General features: G+C 32.9%; 1 protein-coding gene and 1 pseudogene. Both read left to right on the forward strand.

Annotation, left to right across the window (positions count from 1 at the left end; all coding sequences use genetic code 11):
- Positions 1 to 226 (forward strand): annotated as a pseudogene (locus WC622_RS15435) (hypothetical protein); the annotation flags it as partial.
- Between the two features lie 162 nt (positions 227 to 388).
- Positions 389 to 3,602, forward strand: a 3,214-nt coding sequence (locus WC622_RS15440) for an alpha-2-macroglobulin (RefSeq protein WP_372820597.1), incomplete at its 3' end; no start/stop codon positions are given.

The raw sequence follows: 3,602 nt of genomic DNA on the forward strand, positions 1-3,602 counted from the left end.
AACTTCTTTATTAAGACATTTTATTGGCGATTTAACCGCAAATTCCTTTGCAGGAGTTGAAGCTATTGATCCAGCTGTATTTGGTTTAACGAATGAATATTGGTTAAGTTATTATATTGGCAAAGAGATTTACGATAAGAAATTCGTTTTCCTTCCAGAAAGTATAATTGAAAATAATTTAATTCGAATTCCTGTCTTGAATAAGCCTGGAGTAATGATTAAGTAGTTTTGCCTAATTCGAAATATTTTTCCTATCTATTTAAGTGATCACATACACAGGAATGAGTAATTGATTTACTAATAGGTGTATTTATTAGTTGATAAATATTTCCATTTCTCATTTATTTTTTCACTATTTTTCATACAACATTTACCAGTGTAATATTGTATGAAAAACACATCTAATTCAATTTCTTCAAAAAACAAGAAATTCGTTCTCTTTGGTGCTATAGCCATTATTTTAGGTATTATTACCGTATTTCTTTTAAAAAATAAAAAGGAACAAGACAATCAAGCTTTTGCTAAATATATAGAATCATATACTTCTGGAACTATATCCAAAAAAAGTTTCATCAGAGTTCATCTTGCAAGTGCGGTTAAAAGTTTAAGTGATTTAGGGAAGCCCGATGAAAGAGAGTTATTTGACTTCTCTCCTAGCATTAAGGGTAAAACGTATTGGTTAGATGCGCAAACTCTCGAATTTAGACCTGATGAACAGCTTAAACCTAACCAAAAATATGAAGCCACATTAAATCTATCCACTATTACAGCTACAGAAAAAGGTTTAGAAGAATTTGATTTCGATTTTAAAGTAATTAAACCAGGATTAAATCTTATTCAAAATGGTTTGGTTTCTCAAAACAATACTTCTTTAACTTATATGAAATTGGCGGGAGAAATCAATACTTCAGATTATGAAGAACAGCCAAGTATTGAGAAAGCATTAACTTTAGATTTCTCACAAAAACTAAAAATAAAATGGACACATGATTCTGAAAAGCATCGTTCTACTTTTATAATTGATAGTATTAAAAAAGTAAACAAGGAAGAAACACTTATTTTAAAATGGAATGGCGATGCCATAAGTGCCAATAATGATAAAGGAGAAGAAAAAATAATAGTTCCTGCACAAGGTGTTTTTAAAGTTCTTGATATTAAATCCATTCAAGGTGTTGAAGATTATGCATTAATTCAATGTTCTAATCCTGTAAATGTAGCTCAAGATCTAAATGGCTTAATTTCTTTAGGGAGTTTACAAGATCTTCGTTTTACAATAGACGCCAGCCAAATTAAGGTGTATGCCCCAGATCAATTGCAAGGAAATTATGCTGTAATTGTAAATGCTGCCATTACTGATATTGAAGGGAAGACTTTAGAAAGTACTAAATCGGCAAACATCATTTTCGAAGATAAATTACCATCTGTAACTATTGCTGGCTCTGGTACCATTTTACCTAATTCGGGTAAGTTAGTTTTGCCTTTCGAAGCTGTCAATTTAAAAGCAGTTGATGTGACAGTAATCAAAATTTATGAAAACAATATTCCTCAATTTTTTCAAGTAAATAATTACAAAGAAGGAAATGAGTTAAGAAGAGTTGCAAAACCAGTTGTTCAAAAAACAATTCGCTTAGATGAAGACAAAAGCGTTAATCTGCACAAAAAAACTCGATTCACTTTAGATTTAGATAAATTGATAAGAACTGAACCTGGCGCAATGTATAGGGTTACAATTGGTTTTAGACAAGCATATAATGTATATGATTGCAAAGAAAATACTGAAACAGTTGATAATGATGACGAAGATTATTACGAAAGTTATGGCGATAAAATAGATGAGGATGATGAGTTTTGGGATCAATACAATAGCTATTATCCAAATCATTACAGGTGGAACGATAAAGATAATCCTTGTACTCCTTCTTATTACACCAATGAACGTTGGGCAAGCCGTAATTTATTAGCATCAAACATCGGCTTGGTTGCCAAAAGAGGAAATGATAATAGTATGCTTATTGTTGCTACCGATTTATTAACCTCAAAACCTTTAAGTGGCGTAAGTTTAGAATTATTGGATTATCAGCGTCAACTATTGACCACGGTAAAAACAGATGGAGATGGCTTGGCTACCTTCGATTTAAAACGTAAACCATTCTTGCTAATTGCAAAAAAGGGAAATGAGCGTGGTTATTTAAAACTTGATGATGGAAATTCGTTGCCCTTAAGTCGTTTTGACGTAAGTGGAGATGTTGTTCAAAATGGAATAAAAGGATTTATTTATGGTGAACGTGGGGTTTGGCGACCTGGAGATAGCGTGTATTTATCGTTCATTTTGGAAGATAAGTTGAAGAAACTTCCAGAAAATTACCCTGTTACTTTTGAGTTTTATAATCCAAAAGGTCAGCTGGCAAAGCGAATGGTAAGTGGGCAAGCTTTAAATGGATTTTACACGTTTAAAACTGCTACAGAAAATACAGCACCGACTGGTAATTGGTTGGCAAAAGTAAAAGTTGGAGGTGCATCTTTTTCTAAAACCATTAAAGTAGAAACTATTATGCCAAATCGTTTAAAGATCAATTTCGATTTAGGCGGAAAAACGTATTTAGGCAACGGCACATCCTCTGCCACTACCCTGTCTGCAAAGTGGTTATTTGGTACTCCTGCACAAAATTTAAAAGCTAAAGTCGATATAAATCTAAATACTACTGAAACTAAGTTTAAAGGATTTGATGACTATACATTTGATAATCCAACGGTTAAGTTTCAATCACAACTTAAAACCATATTCGAAGGCACGTTAAATGCCGCTGGAACTGCTGTAGTAAACACAAATTTAAGCGAAAGCAATACTGCTCCAGGGGTATTAAAAGCTAATTTTACCACTAAAGTTTTTGAACCAGGAGGTAATTTTAGTATCGATAATTTTAGCATTCCTTATCATGTTTATACCAGTTATTTAGGTATAAAAACTCCGAAAGGAGACCGTTTAAGTGGCTTATTATTAACTGGACAAGATCATAAAATTGAAGTTGTAAATGTAAATAGAGATGGACGTTTGTTGGGTGGAAGCAAAACTGTCCAAGTAGAGTTATATAAGGTGCAATGGCGTTGGTGGTGGGAACAAGATAACCAAGATAGTTATGCAAATTTTACACAAAATGAATATAATAAACTTATCAAAAAAGAAAGTATATCCTTAAGTAATGGAAAAGGTTCTTGGAGTTTTAGAATTAATGAGCCAGAATGGGGACGTTATTTAATTTTAATTCGTGATGAAAATGGTGGTCATACCACAGGGAAATCCATTTATATAGACTGGCCAGGTTGGGCACAACGGGAGCAAGCAAATAACCCTACCGATGCATCAATGCTGTCATTTACTGCAAATAAAGAGAAATTTAATGTTGGAGAGGATATTACATTAACTATTCCAACTGGAGAAAATGGCAGAGCTTTAATTTCAATCGAAAATGGAAGTCGTGTTTTAAAAACATACTGGATTGATACAGAAAAAGGTCAAACACAGTTTAAGTTTAAGGCGGAGAGAAATATGGCTCCCAATGTATTTGCAAACATCACATTGTTGCAACCACATGCGCAAACGC

This window comes from Pedobacter sp. (assembly GCF_041662865.1).
Lineage (GTDB): Bacteria > Bacteroidota > Bacteroidia > Sphingobacteriales > Sphingobacteriaceae > Pedobacter.